General features: G+C 43.1%; 10 protein-coding genes. 2 read left to right on the top strand and 8 right to left on the bottom strand.

Features of this window, described 5'->3' with window-relative positions; all coding sequences use genetic code 11:
• Positions 1 to 5: 5 nt before the first annotated feature.
• The 7 genes from BGP15_RS26020 to BGP15_RS25990 form a co-directional block, all read right to left on the bottom strand.
• On the bottom strand, positions 6 to 797 hold the full coding sequence (locus BGP15_RS26020; protein ID WP_201638924.1) for an alpha/beta hydrolase: 792 nt from the start codon (positions 795 to 797) through the stop codon (positions 6 to 8).
• A 251-nt stretch (positions 798 to 1,048) separates the two neighbouring features.
• Positions 1,049 to 3,547: a glycoside hydrolase family 2 TIM barrel-domain containing protein gene (locus BGP15_RS26015; protein WP_286771152.1), complete on the bottom strand. Its 2,499-nt coding sequence runs from the start codon at positions 3,545 to 3,547 to the stop codon at positions 1,049 to 1,051.
• A gap of 26 nt (positions 3,548 to 3,573) precedes the next feature.
• Positions 3,574 to 5,487 (bottom strand): glycoside hydrolase family 43 protein, encoded by a 1,914-nt coding sequence (locus BGP15_RS26010; protein ID WP_286771151.1) that lies wholly within the window; start codon positions 5,485 to 5,487, stop codon positions 3,574 to 3,576.
• 123 nt (positions 5,488 to 5,610) lie between these two features.
• Positions 5,611 to 6,288 carry a DUF3823 domain-containing protein gene (locus BGP15_RS26005; RefSeq protein ID WP_286771150.1) on the bottom strand — a complete coding sequence of 226 codons (678 nt, stop codon included), beginning with the start codon at positions 6,286 to 6,288 and terminating at the stop codon, positions 5,611 to 5,613.
• Positions 6,289 to 6,300: 12 nt separating this feature from the next.
• Positions 6,301 to 8,151: a RagB/SusD family nutrient uptake outer membrane protein gene (locus tag BGP15_RS26000; RefSeq protein ID WP_115050423.1), complete on the bottom strand. Its 1,851-nt coding sequence runs from the start codon at positions 8,149 to 8,151 to the stop codon at positions 6,301 to 6,303.
• A gap of 1 nt (position 8,152) precedes the next feature.
• The gene (locus BGP15_RS25995; protein ID WP_070568055.1) at positions 8,153 to 11,275 is read right to left on the bottom strand and encodes a SusC/RagA family TonB-linked outer membrane protein; all 3,123 of its coding nucleotides are present in this window, start codon (positions 11,273 to 11,275) and stop codon (positions 8,153 to 8,155) included.
• A 362-nt stretch (positions 11,276 to 11,637) separates the two neighbouring features.
• Positions 11,638 to 15,633 carry a hybrid sensor histidine kinase/response regulator transcription factor gene (locus BGP15_RS25990; RefSeq protein ID WP_286771149.1) on the bottom strand — a complete coding sequence of 1,332 codons (3,996 nt, stop codon included), beginning with the start codon at positions 15,631 to 15,633 and terminating at the stop codon, positions 11,638 to 11,640.
• A gap of 368 nt (positions 15,634 to 16,001) precedes the next feature.
• On the opposite strand from BGP15_RS25990, the gene BGP15_RS25985 reads away from it, so the two are divergent.
• Both BGP15_RS25985 and BGP15_RS25980 read left to right on the top strand, forming a co-directional pair.
• On the top strand, positions 16,002 to 18,293 hold the full coding sequence (locus BGP15_RS25985; RefSeq protein ID WP_286771148.1) for a family 20 glycosylhydrolase: 2,292 nt from the start codon (positions 16,002 to 16,004) through the stop codon (positions 18,291 to 18,293).
• Positions 18,294 to 18,427: 134 nt separating this feature from the next.
• Positions 18,428 to 19,195: a DUF4382 domain-containing protein gene (locus tag BGP15_RS25980; protein WP_286771147.1), complete on the top strand. Its 768-nt coding sequence runs from the start codon at positions 18,428 to 18,430 to the stop codon at positions 19,193 to 19,195.
• 164 nt (positions 19,196 to 19,359) lie between these two features.
• Here the strand turns inward: BGP15_RS25980 and BGP15_RS25975 are convergent, their stop codons facing one another.
• A complete protein-coding gene (locus tag BGP15_RS25975) occupies positions 19,360 to 21,816 on the bottom strand; it encodes a PIG-L family deacetylase (RefSeq protein WP_286771146.1) in 2,457 nt (818 codons plus the stop codon).
• Positions 21,817 to 21,912 lie beyond the last annotated feature (96 nt).

Genomic DNA, 21,912 nt, shown 5'->3' with positions numbered 1-21,912 from the left:
ATCGATTAATGGATCAGACGATTAAAATAAGCGAAATGAACCGGAATGGTTTTAGCCCAATAGCCAGAGGTATGAGCGCCGGGCTGAGCAATATAAGTGGCTTTGATCTTGAGTACATCACAGCTATCCCGAAGGGACTTATTGGCCCCATATAGATAATCTTCAGTACCACAATCAAAAATAAATGTCTTTTCAGTCCCTACGATCTTATGGACATTATGAATGGCACTAAAACGATCGAATAATGGATTTTGATCGCTGTATTGCCCTAAATGTTGTGCTAGACTTGTCTTCTTGAAAGCCGAATGTCTCAGATTGACAACTCCCGAACTGCTACCGGCACTCTTAAAAAAAGATGGATAGTTAAAAAAGAGCCAAAGTGCACCATGCCCCCCCATGCTCACACCCGTAATAAATGAGTTGTCCCGATCCGTATGATATTTATCCTGTATGTAAGGCATTAATTCCCCTGTCAAAAATCGACCAAATTGTGCTCTGCCTTTTTGTGGACTGTCTAAAAACCAGCTCGTACCAAGACCATCAGGGCATACAACGACAAAGCCATATTGATCGCTCAATGCCTGAAAATCGATAAATCTTGACAGGCTTTTATAATTCGCCCCATGGCTATGCAACACATATACAACAGGTAACGCACGGTTGTCCGGCTTCATCTTTGGTGTATAAACGTAGCCAGAATCTACTCCAGAAAGATGAGCAGACTGCAAGGTATAAAGCTTTTGTCCTTTGGCCAACATGCTGCCGACCACACATAAAAGGCATATGATTAAACGCATTGGTATAATTGAGTCAGTCTTTAGATTTATAGTGAAGCTAAATTAATAATAAAATTTATAATAAAAAAAGTATTTAATAATTTTTTTTATTTAATACTGCTTTATTACGGTATTTTATAACGAAGTAATTACGGATAGACCGCTGAAATAAAAAAAAGAGCATGGAAGGTTTTTCCAATGCTCTTTTTATTCCCAAGATGAAACACCTGGTAATGAATTGACTTACTTATTTCGTAAACCTTATTTATTCTTTATTTTATCCGGCATTTTACCGTTGCTGTTTTCAACCAAGGTGCGGTAAAACGTACATCGACCGTTTCTCCAGATTTACCCAAAGCCTGAACATAAGTGATCATCTTTCCGTGATAAACGCGCTGCTTCTTGTCCGTATAATCGCCCATATCGGCATTATTTCCAGCTTCCATTCCAAGTAGACGCGCATTTCCCACGATGTCACAGGTAATTTCATCCTCCGATATTAAGACAGGAACGCCCTTTTCATCCAGGATCTGCAAAGCAATCTGGATCACTCCACCAGCTTCGACTTGCTGATTACCCAACATGACAGCTTGAATAACTGCGGGTCTCTCGCTGGATTGAATCGCATGCCGAACGACCTCCTTGCCATTCGCATCCAAACCCACCACCTCTAGCTTTCCTGCTTTATAAGGAATGTCCCAAAAGATGATCCCTGTTTTCTGATCGTAGTTTTTCTTTTCGCCCACCACTTGAGCATCCAATTCTAAGCGCGCGCTAGCACTATTGGTATAACAGACCACCCTGATCTGCTGGCCCTCTTGGTAGTTCCAGACTGGCCAGGCGTCCATGGAAGGTGCCTCATTTTTCCGTTGCCCCTGTTCAGATTCCAATGCAGACCAAACATCTGTGGCTGCGGCACCTCCCTGCAATGGATAAGTACCCAAGTAAGCCATCGGTTTATCCAACCACAGTGATTGACGGTAATAGCCTCGCGGCTTGATAAAACCTGCGAAATCCAGCAGTCCTGAATAAAATCCACGTGAAGGCCAACGCCCCGACTCTCCGAGGTAGTCAATACCTGTCCACAAAAATTGGCCAAATATATGGTTGTTGTCACGTACCGCAAGCCATGCTGGAAGATCGTGTCGATTCTCGCTTCCAAAAATTACCCGTGCTGGATAGCGCTGATGATCCTGCTGATAACGACTTTCGGTATAATTGTATCCAGCAATATCAAGTGCTCCCGGATAGGCTGTTTCATTCGACATCGCTACCCCGGCAAGCCCTGCTGTAACAGCCCTACTTTTATCATATTTTTTTACAACCGCTACCAAGCGTTTGGCGATATCCCCCAATCGCATCGCATCTGGTGCATCCTTTTTGTAACCACCATACGAGGCCTGCGTGAAACCACCTTCCTTCTTCTCGCCGTTAAGGACAGGATGTGAATAAGGGTCATTTGGATAATCCACTTCGTTGCCTATGCTCCAGGCGAAGATCGAAAGGTGATTGCGGTCTCTTTTGACCATATCGGCCAGATCCTGCTCTCCCCAGGATTCAAAAAAGTCGTATGATCCCTCAAAACCCGGTGTCCCGACATTCCATCCCTGTAACCATTTCCTCTTCGGGTACTCCCACTCGTCGAAGGCTTCGTCCATAACAAGTAAACCGAGCTCATCACATAAAGCATAAAGCGATGATGCCTGCGGATTATGACTGGTTCGAATGGCATTAACCCCCAAAGATTTTAAGGTAAGCAGTCGGCGGCGCCATACTTCAGTATACATTTCAGCTCCCAATACCCCAGCGTCGTGATGCAAACAAACGCCTTTGACTTTCATCCAGGAATTGTTTAAGGCAAAGCCCTTGTTCGGATCAAATGTAAAGGCCCTAAAGCCTGTTTTCACCTCTGACTGATCAATCCGCTTTCCATTTTGGCTTACGATGGTCCGCAGGGTATATTGTGTGGGTTGATCCAAACTCCACAACGATGGATTCGATACTGCCAATTGCTGTGTTACAGTTGCCTTATTCGAGGCCCCGACCTGCACTTTCTGCGACTTTTTGGCAACCACCTTTCCTGTTGGATCAAGCAGCTCCTGCTCCACTTTAATCGGGGCAGCAACTTGCGTACTGTTGACAAGGGCTACTTCTGTATTTAAAATACCTTTTCCTTGTCTTAGTTCTGGATAGGCATAGACTCCCCATTGATCGATATGCAGCGTATTCGCCTTTACAAGCCATACATCGCGATAGATTCCTGATCCTGTATACCATCTTGAATCGGCGCTTTTACTATGGTCGACCTTAACAGCAATGGTATTTTCCTTCCCAAACTCAATGTATGGTGTGATATCGTACGAAAAGGAAACGTAGCCATTGGGCCGCTTTCCAACCGATTTACCATTGACAAAAACTTCGCTTCGGTTGTAAACCCCCTCAAAATATAGAAACAACCTTTTCCCCTGATCTTCCACTGGTATGGTCAGTTGTTTTCGATACCAGCCAATGCCGCCGGGTAAATAGCCCGTCGCACTGGCTAGCGTTGGGCTCAGTGGATATTTTACGCTCCAATCATGGGGCAAACTAATGGGCTGCCAGCCTGCGCGATTCTTTTCAGCGCCTGCCTGTCCTTCAATATCGCCCAAATGGAAACGCCAATCCGAATTCACACGTTCGGCGATACCAAATCCGGGCTGTGCATATAAGCTATTCATACCCAAATAACTTGACACAGCTAAAACGGCCAGATTTCTTATTATTTTTTTCATTGTACTATATGCATAAGGTTTAGTGATTAAAGTGTAGGAACGACAGGCAATACATGGCCCTGATCATCAAAAAATAACCGGTCCATGCACACCTCTCGATTAAACCCAGCAGCATCGCCCATATCGATACCTTTGGGATAATTGAAACGATGGTATACAATATACCATTCATCTTTACCTGGAATCTGCAAAATAGAATTATGCCCTGTACCATAAATGCCTTTGGTAGGATCTTTTTGCAAGACTAAATTATTTTCAGGAACAGTGATCGGTCCATCGGGAGAAGTCGCGGTTCCATAACGTACCCGATAATTTTCACTTCGGGTGTCGTCCTCCGACCAAAAGAAATAATAAAGACCTTTTCGGTAGACAACATAGGCGCCTTCCCGGAAAGTCTTGTCGGGTGTTAACACTTTGAGTGTATTTCTTTTAATCGAGATCATATCCTTATTGAGTTCAGCAACAGCTAGGTAGCCATTTCCCCAATACAGGTAGCTTTTTCCCGATTTCGGATCGTTAAACACTGCAGGGTCAATTTCCTGCCCTCCTTTTACACCATTTGGTTTAAAATCGATCAAGGGTTTACCTGAATCTTTAAATGGGCCTGTTGGCAAATCGGCCACCGCAACACCAATCTTTTGGGCCGCTGTAAAGTAATAATAGTACTTATAATCGTTCTTGATTTTCTTTTCCGTAATTGTAGGTGCCCATGCATGTCGAGGCCCCCAAGCAACATCTTTTTTCAGATCCAAAATCACACCCTCATCTTTCCAATGAATTAGATCTGTGGAAGAAAAAGTTTTAAAATAATAACCACCCCAACCGTCAAAGCCATCACTCGTTGGATAGATATAGTATTTCTTTGTTTTATTGGAATAGAGGACATCCGGATCGGCATAAAAGCCATCCAATACTGGATTCTTTCTGAATGTGAATTCCATATCTTTGGATTTCCCCCATTTGGTGGTCAAATCCAGAATTTCTTGTCTTGAAATAGGAATGATGGTCCCATGCCGTGGATGAAAATCCATGTCAATTTGATGGTCGATTACTTTAAAACGATCAAGGTCTTCAGAGGTGCAGAATTGATACTTCCCCTTACCATAGACATCATACATCAGGATATATTTGTCCGACTGATTGAGTTTAAAGACACTGGATCCTTCCACAGCATCATTGGTCTGCTGTTTATAGCCCGGTTGTTCAATCCACTTACCCGAAGTCAGGGAATCGGTTATCGCCAGCTTAATGCCATTTCCATGTCCTTCGGTCTTGTAAAAAAGGTAGAACAAACCATTCTTTGCAATAATATCGCCATCGATACAGGATTTACCATTTTTTGGAAGAAACAGCACGTTAGGTTCGGTTTCAAAATCTGTAAAGTCCTTGTTTGCATAAGCATAGTAGATGATATCTGGACCATTTCCGTGCTGCATGGACCAGTACACCATATATTTGTCCACCGAAGGGTCAAATATAGTCTGGGGCGCCCATACTCTTTTCAACGCTTCCTGACCTTTGAAACGCTGCTGTATATCGATTGCCTGATGGGACCAATGCACAAGGTCTTCGGATTTTAGCAGGATCAAACCCCGATTAGAATCCCAGCCTTTGGAGGAAGTCATGTCGGTGAGCACCATATAAAATGTTTTTCCATCTTCGCCACGGAGAATATGCGGATCCCGAACACCGCCGGTTTTACTGATTATCTTCGAATCCAGGATAGGTTGATTATCATTCAACGCGCGATAGGTATAGCCATCTGTGCTGATCGCAAAACAAACAGCTTCGTCTACAACAGCATTCCCTTTGAAATAGGCAAATAAGTAACCTGCAAAATCTTTGTCGGTAGGTCCGCTGCGATAAGCCTGTGCAAAAACACCGCACGTAGCATGTATTAAAAATAAGGTAACTAAGATTGAAATTCTGTTTTTTTTCATGAAGATTTAGTTGAAGAAATAAGCATTGGCATATTTTTGCGTCTATACATTTTTGCATCTCTAAAAGCCACGGGATTTGATCCCGTGGCTTCGTAATCTGACCATTTAACTTGTCGTCAGTACCTATTTTAAAGCTATTTTTTGAACGGCAGTATAGTAGTACTCTCCCGATACCGTAGCTTTCACCCCTATTCGGGCAAACACATAATCGAGGTTTTTCAAATTGTCCGGCAACTCTCCGACAATCCTCGTCGGTTGACCGAAAGCAACGTTAGCCAAATTGGCGTCCACACGTAGCTCGCGTTGTACCTGATCTGTCAAGACAGATTTACCGAGGTAAAGACGCACAAACTCCAAATTTGCCGTACCTACTATTCTGTTCACCGTAAAGTTAGCCGAAATACTGTTATTATTTTTTTGAAAAGACTCGTTTGTCACCGTAAAATAGGGTGTTACAGGTACATCAATGGTCGTATTCCCCTTCACTTGTACCAAAACCGTATCAGTTGCCTGTTGCAGCCATGGTGAATCTCCTTTCCGCACCAATTTGTATTCGCCATCAAAAAGACTAACAGAAAAAGAGCCGTCCTGATCAAAATATACGGGTATTGCTGAGCGAAGCGGGTACCCATCCTGCCATAATTCCAATTGAGGGCCGTTATTCCGAACGCCAATTGCCTTCCCCTCATAAACAACGCGTCCTGAAAGGGTTGATTTTGGAGCTTCAAAATTATCATATTCACAACCTACAACGAGTAGACTTGCAAAAGCTACCAATAAGCTTAAAAATTTTATTTTCATGGTTCAATTAGATTAATGGAATGGATTTCTAACTATTTTAGGATTTTTATTGATGACATCCTGACTAATGGATGCATAATAATTGGCCATACGGAAAAAGCGTGCCTTTCTGAAACGCGCAGGTCTTACCCGTTCATAGATATACTTACCGTCATCGGCATGCCCTGGGCGCACGACACGATAAGCATATAGTCCATATACAACCGCGTTGGGATCATTTTCAGATCCGTCCCACACCAAATGTGCAATACGCCATCTTTTAAGATCATAGTAACGATGATCTTCGAAGGCAAGTTCAACACGACGCTCGTTGCGGATGATATCCATCGTTAGATTACTGATGCTATTGGCCGGAAATCCTGCTCTTTCCCGCAACTTATTGACATAAGTTCTTGCATCTACAGTCTGCCCCAGCTCAAATGCAGCTTCTGACGCGTTGAGATAAATTTCACCCAGACGAAACCACGGCCACCAGTTAGCAGCTGATGTACCACGTGTGCTGGCCGCCGGCGCATCACTGACAAATTTCCGGATATAGAAACCGGTGTTGCTGACGTCCTGTGCATCATAAAGCGGTCCATCAAAGCCGGTCCACAAACCACCACTCGCATAATTCTGTCCCAGTTGTGGTGCTGCAGTAAACTGGTAGGCTCCATTTGCCCCCCAAGTTGCCACTCCAGCCTGAATACTTACAGCACGTCCGCGGAATGAAGTTCCCGGATAAATCACCGTTCCAAACAAACGGGCATCTTTATTTGCAAAAATATCGTTGATATTTTGGTAGGCTACGTAATTTCCTGCGCCGTTTTTATCATGTAATGTACCTTTGCTACCGTCTAGATAATCAAAACTTTCTACAAGGCTCAATGAAGGCGAAATCGTCGATGACGACTCATTGTCTTCGGTCAGACTTCTGACGATATTGTCATAAGCAAAGCGGTGAACTTTTAAACTCGTTACAAAATCCTTTGCAAAGATGACCTCAGCACCAGTTTTCTTATTGAGCATATCATAAAAATTGGCACCTTTATCGGCATTCTCATTGTAAAGCGCATAGGGACCGTTCATAATTTCCTTGGAGGCAGCCAGCGACTTGGTATAATACCCAGTAGCCATATTGGCAGGAATTCCCACTTCTCCCCCTGCAGTCGTTATCGGTGAGGCCATCAGATTATTATATTTCGCGATGGATGCCGCATAAAGCATTGCCCGACTTTCCAAAGCTAATGCCGTATACTTGTTGGCTCTGGTCTTACTGGCATTATAGACGGCGAGATCTTCCTTAATCTCTTCCAGTTCTTTATAAATAAAATCGTAGACTTCATACTCTTTGGCACGTGCCACCTGCAATGGTGTTGGATCGCCGCTAAAGTCATAGATAAGTTGCGTAGTGACAATCGGAACCCCTCCCATGCGTTTGACGAGTTCGAAGTAAACAAAAGCGCGGATGAAGCGTAATTCGGCTTTATACTGCTTGCGTTGTGCATCAGACAATTGTGTACTGAACTGATCGATATTTTCTAGGGAAAGATTCAGATCCCGAATAAGTCCATAGTCCCAATAGCGACCGTAATCGTCACCAAATTGGTAATCGTTACGCCAGTTTTGATCGCGATGTCCCGACCACATCGCATCATCCAATTCGGTCATTCCTCCTGTATTGAAAACACCATGTAACGTTGGCATTCTATCGTAATAATTGGCGACGAGTGAAGTCAATAGTTTCGGATCATTCCAAAGCTGTGCATCGGTAATCAATGATTTTGAATCCCGGTCAAACCAATCGTCGTGATTGCAGCTGCTCAACGAGGACAAGGTCAATAAAGCAACGCCTATGTAGGTAAGTTTAAATCGTAGTTTCATGTTAAAAAGTCATATTAAATCCAACCATAAATACCCTTTGCTGTGGATATACTACTGCTGCTCTCGCTTCGATCTCAGGATCAATCTGGTAGTCTTTGACATTGTCAAACGAAATCAAGTTTGAAGCATTGATATAGAACCGTATTTTTTCGGCCTTAATCTTTTGAATCCATGCTTTTGGCAGATTGTATCCAACCTCCAGGTTGCGGACTCGGAGGTAACGCACATTGGTCAACCAAAAATCACTGTTTCGACTATTGGGACCTGAGTTGCCGTTACGAATCGCAGGGTAGCGTCCCGGAATCCATTCGCTGTTTGGATCATAAGGGTCTTTGCGATGCCATCTATCTTCCAGCAGGTAGGCTGGAGAATTACCACCACCATGGAAGGCATTACGTAACTCATAATCCTGAAACCAGGATTGCACCGCACCACCGGCCAAATCAATATTTAAGTTGATACCCTTCCAGTCAAGTCCTATCCGGCCACCGAAGCTCATCATCGGTGCCCAACCTGTCGGATAACCAATCGGACGCTGATCCATATCATTGATAACACCGTCGCCGTTTACATCTTTATAAATCAGATCACCAGGAAGTTGTGTCCTATTGTTCTGACCATCATTATTGATCGGATGGTTGCGGATCTCTTCTTCCGACTGAAATCTTCCGACAACTTGGTATCCCCACCATACGCCACCCCAGCGGTCTTCAATCGAGTTACGGTATTCATTCCACGAATTACTGAAACGAGGCTTATAGGTTTCTAGGTCACGATAACGTGAAAAAGTCATATTCCCACTGACAACATAGTTAAGTTCACCGACCTTATCGGTATAGGTAATGATACCTTCCGCACCATAATAGCCGTTTTTGCCGAGGTTTTCATTGGGAAGGTCATAACCGATTTCAGCTGGTAATAGGACATCGTATCGTTTTCCAGGATATCCAGTACGGATAATTTTAAAGATATCGGCCGTCAATGTCAGCTTATTATTCAACAAGGTTGCATCGACCCCCATATTATAATTGGTATTTTTAACCCAGGAGAGGTTGCGCACTGGTAAACCTCTTGGCTGTACCCCGGGCACATAGGCTCCGTCTAAGACAGCACTTCCAGCCGCCCAATTATATCCGGCAAGGTAATCATGCATTCCCACACCCTCTTCAAGTCCGGTTTGCCCGATCGAAGCACGGATTTTAAGGTCACTCACGACGGATTTCAAAGGCTTGAAGAACCCCTCATCCGAAATACGCCAACCTACTGATGCTCCTGGAAACAATCCCCAGCGTTTACCCTCATAATATTTAAAGGACCCGTCATAACGGCCCAGAACTTCCAGAAGATACTTGCCCTTGTAGTTGTAATTGATACGGCCAATATATCCAGCCCGAGCCTCGTAAGCCCATTCATCGGCCAAACTATTGAGCTCCGACAGTCTCAACAACGGGATATAATTGTTCGAAGGATTTGCGCCCAACGCTTTATACGTCCGGTCCCAGTCTGAGCGCTCATAGCCTAACATTCCTGCGAAAGTGTGATCGCCGATCTGCTTGTTATAATCGATCTGGAACTGCGCAAACCGAGAAACAATCTCCCTCGTGGTATCGTAACGCCAGCCAGCATCACTTCCACCAGTTCGCTTATAGGCATTATTTTCGTATCGATATACATCATAGGTATATTGGAAGCCTTCAAATTTATTATTGGTATAATTGTAAGAAACAGTTCCCTTTGCCGACAAACCAAAATTTGTCTTATAGGCCGCAAAGAGATTCACGTTTCCAGCAAGGTATTTATTGTCTTTATAGCCGGCGATATCGCGACTAAAGAGCGCCGGGTTATAGGGAAAATCATTGGTATGATTGATATACTCTGGATTGTCATTTGCATAAGGGCCTACCGTCGGTCTATTTTTCATAATAGCCAAAATCGAGGAGAAGTAGCCATCTCCACCTGGTAAGCCAACATCCTGGGTTCCCTCATGTCTTCCTGAAATCTGTGTACCCACTGTAAGTCCTTTGAGTACCTCAGCTTCCATATTGGCCTGAAAATTGGTTCGCTTATAATTGAAATCCTTGATCATTGCATCCTGATTGAGGTGGCCCAATGACAGGAAATAATTTGATTTTTCACTTCCACCGGTGACATTGGCATTGATGTATCGCTGTGGGATATTCTTACGGATCACCATATCATAATAATCATAGCCTTGGTAGCCAGGCTCTGTTCCAGCCTGCCATTTAGCCAACTCCTCGGGCGTATAAACCGTCTTCGGATCGCGGTTTTCATTCTGCGCAGCCTCAACCAATCCACGCGTGTATTGTTTCGCGTTTGCCATGGTCGGAAAACGTGTCAAATTCTGCCAGCCTTGGTAGCCATTAATATTGATTTTTGCACTTTCTCCTTTTGCTCCTTTTTTGGTGGTAATAAGTACAACACCTCTAGAAGCACGGAATCCATATACTGCCGCTGCGGCATCTTTCAAAATAGAGATACTCTCAATATCTTCGAGATTTAGCGAGTTGAAGATATCTGCTCCGGAGCCATTCTGTGTACCGACCCAGTCCGTACCTTCCTGACCTCCGTAGGCAACCCCATCAATTACATATAATGGCGAGCCCATATTCCGGATTTCAATCGCTGCACCACGACCGGGACGCGCGTCTTTGGCACGCACGGAGATTCCCTGCACCTTTCCTGCCAAAGCCCCAGCAGTTGTCGTCGATGATGACCGTACAATATCCTCTGATTTAATATTGCTTACTGCCCCCGTAATATTACGTTTGGACTGTTTACCATAACCAACAACGACGACATCCTCCAAAACATTTTCATCTGCCTCGAGCTGGATTTTTAAATTTGTTGTTCCATCCAATGGAACTCGGCGAGTCTTATATCCAACAAATGACACAACGAGCGTTCCTTTGTTGGCATTCAGCTCAAATTTCCCCGATTTGTCTGTTGAGGTTCCCTTTCCCCCTTCTAGGAGGAGTACACTCGCACCAACGATAGGCTCGTTTGCTTTGTTGAAAACTTGTCCCGTAACCTTCTCCTGCGCATACAGCAATGTTGGCATCACACTCAACATGGTGTAAAAAGAAGCAATCTTTAAGTTTTTCATAAATTTAAATACGAATTAAACAGTAAATAATACAATCTAGCCGGACAAGACAATATGATGGTAAACTATGGTCTACTTTGGTTATTTCTTTTGCATCGTTGCCACCCCTACCTAGATTTTATAATTGGATAATACCTCAAACTTAGCCCATTTTGCAGCATTACATCATATACAAATCCGTCAAAAATCATATAATTTTCAGTCAAAAACAGCTTTTATAATATATTTAAGGCATATTTCCTGTTTGATGAAACCTGAGCCTGCTTTTATCGGTCTGCCATGGGGAGGCTGTTTTATGCGGAAAAAAAATGCCCCTCGCCACGGAGGAGTAGCAGGGGCATTATGAGCTTTTGTGTATTCTTTTAATACGTTACCCGGATCTTATTGTCGGCTCGTTGGTATTCGGAAGGTAGCTGGCCAAACTCTTCCTTAAAGCACTGCCGAAAATAAATTGCACTATTGATTCCGACCATAAACGACACTTCAGTCACATTATATTTCCCCGTCCGAAGTAGATCCGCAGCCTTATGGATACGTATCTTGCGAACCAGCTGATTGATATTTTTACCTGTGATCCCCTTCAACTTGCGGTATAAGGTAGACTGACTCATATTCATTCGGTCAGCAAGGGCAGCAGCGTCCAATACTTCATCCTGCATATGCTGCTCGACAATCTGCATAAAATCCTGAACAAATTCATTTTCCCGCCACAGCTCCTCAGGAGGTTTTTGCTCGGTATAATCATCTGAATAGGGTGATTTGCTGTTTAAACTTTCCAAAATCAGTTCATTGATCTGTTTCTGTCGGCTCAATAGGTTGTCGATACGTTTGAAGAGTAACGCTGCCGTAACAGGCTTGATCAGATAGGAGTCTATCCCCAGATCATAGCCCCGTTGCCGGTCTGCATCGGTGTTTTTCGCCGTCAATAGTAGCAGTGGAATATGACTTGTACTGCGTTCCTGTTTGAGCTGCTGTACCAGCTCAAAGCCATCCATATCGGGCATCATAATATCACTGATCACCAGATCAGGTATTCGTGCCATCGCCGTTTTATAGCCCGCAGCTCCATTTTCAGCAAGTACCACATCATAATGCCTTTGCAGGGTAGTTCCAAGATACTCACGGAGCTCCGAATCGTCCTCGACCAGTAGAATCAGGGGGCGCTGCGAAGCCGTGGGCGGTTCGCTTTCTTGTGCGACAACTTGGTCTACTTTTAGCTTGACCGTAAATGTAGTGCCTAGCCCAAACGTACTACTTACCTCTACCTTTCCATGATGTATTGCAACTAGTTCCTTGACCAAAGCAAGGCCAATTCCTGTACCTTGCGTACCTGTGCCTGGAATCTGATAATACTTTTTGAAAATCCGCTCAATATCTTCTTCGGCAATACCAACCCCCGTGTCTTCTACAGACAATATGGCCCAATGATTTAGATCTGCACCTTCGTAGCGCAGGCTTAGTTTAATATAGCCCGACGCTGTGTATTTATACGCATTCGACAATAAATTATCGACAATCAATTGCACAATTTCTGCATCAAACAACGTACGTATATCCTCGGCAGGGAGCTCGGACGATACGCGAAGACCAGGTTTGTGATTCAATGTTTTATATTTATGTGTCAGATCGGCGAGCATTTCGCCCAAGGATCCTGCTTCGGGAACAAAGGGTTTAAATTGCGATTCTACCTTCCGAAACTCCAAAAGCTGGTTGACCAATGTGAAAAGTCTATTGGCACTTTTCTGAACCGTCTGAACCAACGCACGGTGTTTCTCAGCAAGCTGCTTTTCTTGCGACAGATCCTCAAGGGGACCCAGGATCAACGTCAGGGGTGTACGTAATTCATGGGTAATATGCGTATAGAAGTTCATCCGCTCGGCATGCAGCTGTTCGTCTTGTAGATGTTGCCGTTCTTTAAGTTTGAGTTCCGATTCGGCTTTCATCCTTTTGAAATAAAAGGATATAATCACATATCCAATCAGAAGCACGAGTAGCATATAAAATGCCTTAGCAGGTAAGCTCAAATAAAAAGGTGGCGCGATGTTAATCAGCAGCCGTTGATACTCTTGCGACCACTGACCGTTTTTCATTCGCGTACGAATGAGCAGCTCGTGCTCACCATAGGGAATATTACGAAAATCGAGGCTTGTCTCATTGCCCAAAAAAATCCAGTCATTATTGAGTCCTTCCAATTGATACCCAAATTCGACCAATCCATCCAAAGCAAAATCCATGACAGCAAGTTCGATGCGAAAACTATTTTCCTCATAATTGAGCGTGATAGTCTTTGTGCCCGACGGATATTTATCAACCTGCGCATTGGATTCGCCCGATTGAAAAACAATAAATCGGCTCACACTTACAGGTGAACTAGGTAAATCGGATGGAATAGCTGTGGGATTGAAATAACACATCCCTTCTTGCATCCCAAAATACAGGCGTCCTTCTGCATCCTTTCCAACGCTTCCGTTGATAAAGCCACCCAAGGGTAAACCAAAGGATTGGTCGTAGTGGAGAAAACGCCTCTCTTGCGGGACATAGCGCAACATCCCCGATTTGGTTGCGCACCAAATATTTCCGGTATGATCCTCAGCAACTCCATTGACAAACAGCCAAGCATTACCTTCCGGGGGTAACAATACTGCGAGATCACCGATTTTCTTACCTGCATCCTGCATGGCCAATCCGTGGTTTGTAGCGATCCAAATATTATTATCTCTATCGCGTAGCAAATGATTGATTGTATTATTGCGCAATCCACTCTTATTGTCCATCTTACGAAGCAGTTTACGGTCGGAATTATATACATAGAGTCCTTGCCCATAAGTTCCTACCCACATATTGTGCTGACCATCTTCCACTAGCGTTCGCGGTGCATAATCACCAAGCATAGGCTTATTGATCAGAAGCTTTTGAACATGGTGTGCCACTCCATCGTATATAAAAAGACCTTGATGGGCAGCAATCCAAATGTGCCCCAAATGATCCTCATATATCGCACGAACTTCGGTCACCGACTCCCCTAAATCGATCATATGCCAATCGTAAGATCCAGCATATTGGACAGCAATCCCGCCCTTCCGCAATCCCATCCATACATGCTGATGCCGATCCTTAAATGCCGTAAGTATAAAATCGTCGGGCAATCCGTTTTTTTGGGTAATTTGTCCCAACAAACGGCCTCCAGCATTCATTTCTACTATACCCGAGCCCTCAGTTACCAGTCGAGTCCGATTTTCACCGGTTAATACATTACTCACTGTTGCCAATCGGTCAGGTAACATATTGTCAGAAGGAAAAACACTAAAAAAAGGAGCCATATGCGAAACAACCCCTACACCTCCACCATATAACGCCAGCCAAATATTTCCGAACCGATCCGGAGTGATATGCTGGACCATGGTATTATTACCTTTGCCAAGATCAAAAAGCTGTATGTGCTGGACGCCTTCAAAACGTTTATCAAACGTATATTTCGGCTGCAACAAAAATAGTTGCGACGACTCGCCTCCTATCCATAAGGTATTGCCAATTTCCTTGATTGCGTAGACAAAAGGTTCATTCCCATTTTTTGCTAATCCTGCCAAAGGGACTTGCTGTAATTGACCTGAAGCCGGATGATATACAGCCAACCCTTTACGGGTTCCAATCCACACATTCCCCCCCTGATCGCAAAACAACACTTTAATTTCATTATCAGGAAGTTTACCCAATGTATTCTGATTAGTCAATCGTTTCAGTGACCGACGGGCGGGATCCAAAATTGTCAGGCCTTCATTTACATGCCCAATGTAAAGCATGTTACTGCGATCTTCAGCTAAAGACCAAACACTATTCTCGGGAAGTCCGGGACAATTTTTCTTATTGAAATGATTAAACTCTTTGGTTATTGGATCGAAATGCTGTACACCTTGATGATAGGTGGCCAGCCACAGTTTTCCATCTTTCCCTTCAATCATATCGGTTATATCATTTGTCGCGATGGATTTCGGATTAGTACCGTCATGTGTGTAATAGCTAAATTTATTTGTACGTAAGTCAAGTACATTCAGGCCATTGGACCGCGTTCCGATATACAATTTCTTGTCGGTATAAAGCAAGGTATTGATTTCATTACTATTGACCGATAGCCCATTCGGCTTGTCTGTTGCATAAAATGATTTAAAAGACTTCCCTGCATACCGGTTCAATCCCAGCTCGCTGGCTATCCACATAAATCCGTCATCATCGTGCACAATATCCAGCACCTGCTGATTGGTCAGACCATCTTGAAGGGAGAAAAAATGGACGCGATTAGGCTGTCCATAAACGTGGGCCAACTGACAAAAGAAAACAATGCTAATAAGAAAATTTTTCATAGCTCTACCACCACCAATAAATTAACAACACCAACCTACTTTATTGAAAGGCTTCTCTGCAAAATATCAAAGCAGTCAACCCACAGGCAACTTTTTACGATCTTGTTTAAAACAGCAGTAAAATAATTATGCAATGAAAATATTCAAGATATAAACATACTATAGGCCTATTCAAATACAGGTTATTTTCAAGTTAAAGATAAGAATAAATATATAAATGTCGAACAAACATTTATAACAATATTAGGAGAAATGCTTTGCTTATAATGCTAAGAAGTACAGATCAACCAAATTGCCGGCCGATACCCGAAATATTGGTATATTGCAGCAAAATCTAAAACTACTTGTGAATCACAAAAAACACATTTATGAATAAAATCTTCTCAACCTTACTTGTATCCTGTGCCCTGTACCTGCCGACATTAAGTTTTGCACAACAAAAAAACATACTTCCTCAACTTATTCCGTTTCCTCAACAGCTGGAAGCCGGGCCGGGCCTTTTTCAGCTAAATGGTCAAGAATTGGGCTACGCTATTGATCCAGCATTTTCTTCTACGTCACTGCCGGCATGGATCAACCAATCGCTATTCGGTCAACTGAACAAAAAAAGCGTGAAGAAGACAAACGCCACGCTGCAATTGATCAAAGTCCAGGGCCTCTCAAATGAAGCGTATGAATTGAAGATAGATCAAAAAGGTATTCAAATAATCGCTTCTTCAGAAAAGGGCGCATTTTATGGTTTACAGACAGTCCAGCAATTGTATCTACTTTCGGGAACAACAGGTAAGTTTGCTCTTCCCTATGTAACCGTAAAAGATCAGCCCGCTTTCAAATGGCGCGGTGTTGAGCTCGATGTAGCCCGCCACTTCTTTCCAAAAGATTATATCTATAAATTCATTGATCTGCTTGCAACCTATAAGTTCAACAAATTTCACTTGCACTTAACTGACGATCAAGGCTGGCGCATAGAAATCAAGAAATACCCTAAACTAACAGAACAGGGGGCTTGGCGTACTTATAACAACCAAGATTCGGCCTGCTTTGTGAAAGCCAAAGAGAACCCCGACTTTAATCTACCGAAGGAATTGATCCGCACAACAAACGGAAAGGAAGAATATGGTGGTTTCTATACACAACAAGATATCAAGGACATTGTTGCCTATGCGGCCAGTCGCCAGATAGAAATTATTCCTGAAATAGACATGCCCGGACATATGATGGTGGCTACCAAGGCCTATCCTGAACTCCTATTGGACAGCCAATCCGCGGGCTGGGGAAAGCAATTTTCTGTCCCCATCAGCCCCTGGAAAGAGAGCAGCTATACCTTTGTTGAGAACGTACTAGGCGAAATTATTGACTTATTCCCTTCGCATTATATTCACATCGGAGCCGATGAGGTCGAAAAAGACTCCTGGTCAAAATCAGCAGCGGCTCAAGCTTTTATGAAAGAAAAGCAAATAGCGAACTTACATGATCTTCAAAGTTATTTCGTCAAACGAGTAAACAGTTTTATTCGTTCAAAAAATAAACAGAGCATTGGTTGGGATGAAATATTAGACGGTAGTTCAGACACGAGCATGATGGTGATGTACTGGCGTGGTTGGGTAAAAAATGCACCGATAGAAGCTGTAAACCGTGGTCACCGGGTCGTTATGACACCTACAAACCCGCTATATTTTGATTATTTACCCAATAGCAGCAGTCTGGATGCCGTGTACAATATGAATGTCGTACCTACGGATATTTCCAGCCAAAAAGCACCGCTGATCCAAGGTGCTCAGGCCAATATCTGGACAGAAATGATTCCTTCCACCGCCCGGTTGGAGTTTATGATTCTCCCGCGGTTAAGCGCTTTATCAGAACGTGTATGGACCAACAAACCGCTGTATGATAGCTATAGAAATCGAGTAATTGCGCACTTTGGACTTTGGAACAAAATGGGTTTACGCTATCGTATGCCAGACCTTACAGGATTCGCCGAAACACAGGTTATTGTTGACGGACAATCTGTTCTAAAGGTTGTAAACGAACTTCCACAGAATCAAATACACTTTACAACGGATGGTAGCCTTCCAACACAGCAGAGCCCAGTATTGAACGGTTCGCTGGTGGTTAAAAAAGAAGGGCCAATTCGTTTTGCAACAATCTCCTCTTCCGGTGCAAAAAGTGAACTTTATCAGGTTGATTTTAAAAATGATACCTGGAAAAAGAGCGTAAAACCCAATGAAAATAGCGTAGCCCCAGGGCTTATGGCAACACTTTTCAATGGAACTTTTGCCAACACTTCGGCCATTACAGGGCCCGAAGTACGCCAGGAAGTGATCAGCAATATCGCTTTAAGCGATACCGTCAAAATGCCTTCATTTGGTGCAAAAATACGGGGATATATCTATGTCAAGGAAAAAGGAATCTATAATTTCTACTTCACCTGCGATGATGGCGGTGTCTTGCGGATACATGATCAGCTCGTCGTCAATAATGACGGGCAGCATGCACCGATTATGAAAAGTGGACAGATTGCTTTAGAACCAGGCTACCATCCAATTGCTGTAGATTTCCTTGAAGCTGGAGGCGGATTTACCCTAAAACTTCAATACAGTCTCAATGATTCAAAGGTAATTGATATTCCCAAAGAGTCCTTTTTCCATAAAAAGGATTAATAATCATTATGAAGTATAGAAACAACCCCAGTATGGTCAATTCCATCTGGGGTTATTTTTTCGGGCCTAGGGACTTTGTTTTATTTATAGAATGGCATAAGTTTTGCCTAGCTGTAACCATAATGTTACTAACTATGAAAAAGAACTTTATTCTCCTTGCTCTAGCGACCCTGGTGTTGTTAGGCAGCTGCAGCAAAAATGATGGTCCCTCCTCACAAAAAACACCTGTCACAGTAAAAATTACGGATGCTCCAGGTTACTATGACGCGATCAATCTTCACATCGATGCGATCGAGATCCGAACTACTTCGGGTAGCACAACGATAGATGTCGCCGCCGATCCATTTAATATTTTGAATTATACAATGGGAAAAGATACCGTCATAGCCGGACAGGATGTTCCTTCTGGTATGATCCAAGAAATTCGGCTCAAACTTAATGACTCAGGAAATGAAATTTGGGTCAATGGCGTTGTACATCCGCTAAAAACACCTAGCGGACAGTCCTCTGGCGTTAAACTCAAAGTACAAGATGAATTAATTCCGGATGTAGCGTACACACTTCTTTTGGATTTTGATGCGTCAAAATCGATTGTAAAGACGGGCAACGATCAATATCTTCTTAAACCCGTTATTCGCGCAATCCCAGTGGCCACATCTGGAGCAATCACTGGCACAATTAGTCCTGCGGAATCACAAGCCAATGTATTTGCTATTACCGGTGTAGATACTGTAGGTACGTTGGCAAACTCAGCCGGAAAGTTTTACTTTCCTGGGATGCCTGAAGGCACTTACAAGATTGTTGTCGAACCTTCGGTAGCTGGTTACATGAACAAAAACATTGAAGGCGTGCAAGTAGCCAAAGCAAGTGTGAAAGATTTAGGAATTATTTCTGTACAATAACGTACGATCGGATTAAAGTATCTGATAAGAAACCTATTGTAAAATTGGACATGCCCCAAATAGTTGCCACTATTTGGGGCATTTTAATTGTAGCGGTCTTCTAATCCATCCACGAAAATGTGTTGATTCAATTTTTAGATCATCTCGCCTACAACACTTATTGATCAATAAGTATCTGAGACTGATGAAAGTGAAAGCATATTGGCAAAAAGACGATATGCTCCCGCTACTCCTGCAGGCAGTTGTCTAAATAGAGACAAACTATTGTAGATATAATAACCTTTTCCTGTTTTGCGAAGCAGCAACAAACCATCTTCATGCTGATTATTTGCGTTTTGCCCCCGTAGTATTGGTTCAAAGTCTGCACTCCATTTTTGCGGTAAAAAAAGTGCCCTGTCCTGCACCCAATTTTGAAAATCATGCTGCCCAATTACATTGGGGTAGTTCAATATACGATGGGATGGGTCCAAAAATGAAATGCGGGTTTCTGTATTTGTAATTCTTTCCTGAGAAACAGCTAGAGGATAAGTCCCAACCTCAGTCAAATGCAAATCATATGGCGTATTATACTGCCCTATCAATACACCGCCCTGCTCCACATAGTCACGGAAAAGCTGATGAAATTCCGTAATTAAGGGATGGGTATTGTAAATCCGTACTCCCAAGACCACTGCATCAAAATCGAAGAGATTTATTTCACCAATGGACTCAAACGGAATAATATCCAATTGCTCAACAAGTTGGCACAAGCTCCCTCCAAGTTCATCATTCATCCCCGAAATATAAGCAACTTTCCGGGCCGTAATATCCACTGGCAAGTTCAGCACCCGTAGTATTCCCTTGGGAAAGTAAGTTACTTTGTTAATATGCGGATAAACAATACTTTTAGCTGTGAACGGATATATACCTGAACTGGTCTCAATCTCAAATCCAATCTCTTGAATCTCTTCCTGTGATGCTGATGAACTCAACTCAAAATAAAGTTTTTCCGCTGCATTACCTGCGATGTTGAGATCAATTTCTGTCGGAAATGCGCTCAATCCGTCCGGAAGCGTTAACCTCACTTTAATAGGTAAGGATTCGGCTATATTGGATTGCAGCTCCAAAGCAACTAAACGTTGGGTCGCTTTAGACAGCACAACGATTTCCGAATCAAATGCTGCTGTTACCGGGGGAGCTACGACAACGGGACTACCTGCATGTCTTACAGGAAGCTTAATCGCGATCGGTAAGCCGGCAAATTCCAGTTCCAGATGAACCAACAATTCGGTCCCATATTGTGTCAATACAACATCAGCAGACGATTCTGGTGTATAATTATGTGCGTCACCATTAGCATTAAGCCAAGTTGGAAAAGAAGGTAAAATTGTATCAAGAAGCTGACCATTCAAATGGATCATTTTCGATGGAGACGAGGGAAGATCTATTTGCCTTGCCCCCCTTATAAAAGGAACATTTACCGCTGTCAACTGCAAATTAGACTCCACTGGAATATGCGCATGCAAGATCATATTAACTTCGGTTCCCGGCACCCATAGGGCGTTAGAAGCCTGTACTTCTAAGGAGACACCAGCAAAATCAAGTAGCAGACGTTCTACCTCAGCTCGTTTTTCATGAATAATATTATCTTCAGGAACAATCTTCATCCAAAATAAAATCGAAGCAAGCTCCAATGTAAGCTCTGCCGTATCAGACTCACATTTTGCGATAAGGCTATTCACCAACCTATTGAATACATTTGCATAAGAATCTTGCACTGAACAATGCGTAAAAATAGTATTCACAGCCTCTGAATTGATCGATGCACTTTTTAATACTTCAAAATACTCGATACTAGGGTGATGCTGCGCCAAACTTCCCATCGCCTGAGAACGATGTCGATTACGACTTTCTGCTGCAATTTCACCATAATGTAAGTCAAAAGAGCCATGTCTTATAGGAATATCCAAAGAAATATATGCTGGCAAAGGTGTTACTTCTCCGCCAATATCTTTAACACCACTCTCCTGATATACATTCCACAGCAATTGCTGAGCTTGCCAAGGTGCTAGTTCTGCTAACTGTTCGCTGTAAGCTGTTGGATCAGCGGCCAGATCAAAAGCTTTCGCCATTAGGATTGCTGAGGCCTGATGGTGTCCATGCGAGTCAGGGACATTCGGCGAAAATCGCGTTACAATTACAGTCGGACGAAAATAACGGATAGTCCATACCATATCTGCCAGTACACCATTTTCATCCCATCGCGCCAACGTCTCATCGACTGATTTTGCAAAGCCGAAATCCTTTGCCCGTGTAAAGAACTGTTTTGTTCCCTCAATTTCACGTGCCGCAAGTGACTCCTGCACCCGAAGTACCCCCAGATCCAATCCCTTTTCTCTACCTATAAAATTCTGTCCTCCCTCACCTCGCGTAACAGAAAGGTAGGCAGTATCGACCACCTGATCCTGCGCTAGAAATGTCAATAATTTATTGTTTTCATCGTCTGGATGGGCACCGGTATATAAAACACGATCCGAAATTTTAAGCATAGATAGCCCGCGCATCATCATTTGTTTTTTACTTGAAAAAGCTTGATTTAAATGCTGCGTTTGTGCCTGTTGTGCTAAAAATTCCATTGCCATATCCTTCCTGCTAAATAATTCTTCGGTTCAAATATAGGAATATTTTTCAATAATCTACTAAATAGATAGATTATATATCAATACACTTTAAAACCA

It is taken from the genome of Sphingobacterium sp. 40-24 (assembly GCF_001899705.1).
In the GTDB taxonomy this organism is placed as follows: Bacteria; Bacteroidota; Bacteroidia; order Sphingobacteriales; family Sphingobacteriaceae; genus Sphingobacterium; species Sphingobacterium multivorum.
This window is presented reverse-complemented; position numbering and strand designations above follow the sequence as displayed.